This is a genomic window from uncultured Cytophaga sp. (genome assembly GCF_937863595.1).
GTDB lineage: Bacteria > Bacteroidota > Bacteroidia > Cytophagales > Cytophagaceae > Cytophaga.
In genome coordinates, this window is record NZ_CALMGQ010000152.1 from 1 (window position 1) to 2,182 (window position 2,182).

The following is a 2,182-nucleotide window of genomic DNA, read 5'->3' on the forward strand; positions in this document are numbered from 1 at the left end:
TCGATATCAACTTTGATTGGGTAACCCGCTTTGTCATTCAATTTTGATTCAAATGCTGGAAGTTTGTCTGTTTTAATTTCTTCCGCTAATCTTTTTTCTGCTAAGCCCATTGTGTTTGTTTTTTTTAATTGAAAATGAATGTTTTTGGTTATACCAAGTCAATACTTAAGAACGGTTCATGTTCCCTAGTGTATAGTCTTTCGTCTACTTGCTGGTTGTATTTTTGATCATACACCTTACACAAGTCACTGTAAATGCACTTTCTTGATATCGAATATTAAATTAAGAAAAAACTTCTTTTAATAAAGTGTTATTTATTTAACGGCAGCTTTTGGATGATAAACGGTAGAGAAATTGTATTTATGTTGATAAAATGTATATGTGTGAACATTTGAGAGATTTTCTATCGACATATTCATACAGGTAGGTTATTTCTGTGGGCGATACTTAGTATGGATCGATTCTTCTAGTGGCGCTGCGCCTATTATAACATTAATTCCTTACAGGCTTATTGTTTTTTCATAGGGAGCATTGGTTTTTAATGGAAAGGTGTTCATAAGTTGTTCATTTCGAGTCAATCACTCACCGTCGACTATAACCCACAGACCACCCAAAATAGATAAAAGTTATTAAGGTAAGGTGAAACAATTAGTTGAGTAGGAAGATGGATTTGTGGATGAATAATCTGTAATGGTATGTGAGCTAAATACCATGGCAAGGTCGAGGGCGTTAAGATGTGGTTTCATAACAGATTACCCTTCAAGCCTCTACGGCTTGTATGGTAAACCTAGAGGCATCCCTCCTAGGTAGAATTTATATTTCCCCAGTTTATAAGGCACAGACTTCAAGCAAAGGCATCGGTATTTTAATCCACTTTAATAAGACCCATTCAGGTATGATTTTCAACTATATTAAAGCAACGCATAATTTGAAATGTACGATAATATCAATACTTTGGATATGTATTCATGTATACAATGAAACAGTATTATTGAGAGACGTTTAAAAGTAAAATCAGCAATATGTCTATTACTACAGCAGAAGAATTAGAAGGAATGAAAAAGGTAAGTGAAGCTGTTGCTTATACGCTGAGGGAAATGCGTAATTATGCTCAGCCTGGTATTACTACAAAACAGTTGGATGATTTTGGTGGAAAGATTCTACTGGACCTGGGTGCAAAGTCTGCACCTTATGTTACCTATGGTTTTCCGGGTTTTACCTGCATCAGTACAAATAACGAATTCTGTCACGGCATTCCATCCGTTAATAAAATATTGCAGGAGGGTGAATTGATAAACATTGATGTATCTGCAGAGCTGAATGGTTTTTGGTCGGACAATGGTGCATCGTTTGTTTTGGGTAATGACGTTAACAATCATCAAAAACTTATTGATGCATCTAAACATGTTTTACGCAAAGCAATAGAAAATATCAAAGGCGGAGTGCGTATTTCTGATATTGGGTTTTTGATGGAAACGGAAGCGAAGAAACACGGCTTCAAAGTCATTAAAAATCTTACGGGGCATGGTGTGGGAAGAAGTCTGCACGAAGAGCCAAGTGAGATAGCGAATTTCAGGGATCCATTTTATAAAAAACGCTTTACAAAAAATTCAGTCGTTGCTATTGAAACATTTATTTCAACGACTTCTACCTATGCAGAAACGCTGCCAGATGGCTGGACAATGGTTGGTAATAGAGGAGGATTTATGGCGCAACACGAACATACGATTGTTGTTACGGATGGGAAACCAATTATTTTAACAGCAATGAATGGTATTTGGAATTAATATTGTTTTTATTGGAATGAAAACAATTTCTCCTTCTGTGTTTATTTTCAGCGAAGACGTAAATATCTAACAATTTGCCCTCAACGATCACATCGCTTTCTTTTTAGGCTATTAGCCAAGAACGATTGCGTTGCATGCTGTTCAAAAAAGCAGAAAATAATTTCTTATCATAAATCAATTTTTTTTATTTCTATTGAACTCATTAATGAATGTGAATTATAATACCAATTTTTTTTGTTTGAATGTGACGTATTCACAAATTATTCTTTATAGGTCATGACCCAAGTAGGGGGCACATATTTATAGAAAATAATTCCCCAAGATATTTTACGTACAATCCTGTAAGGATTAAATATTTTTTTTAGATAGAATTGAGTAGCTCCCTTCGGGAGTGC

1 protein-coding gene is annotated in these 2,182 nt (G+C 35.0%); it reads left to right on the forward strand.

Annotated features, from left to right (window positions below):
* Positions 1 to 1,022 precede the first annotated feature (1,022 nt).
* Complete coding sequence (gene map / locus Q0543_RS13335) at positions 1,023 to 1,787, forward strand: type I methionyl aminopeptidase (RefSeq protein WP_299253992.1); 765 nt, start codon at positions 1,023 to 1,025, stop codon at positions 1,785 to 1,787.
* Positions 1,788 to 2,182: the final 395 nt, after the last annotated feature.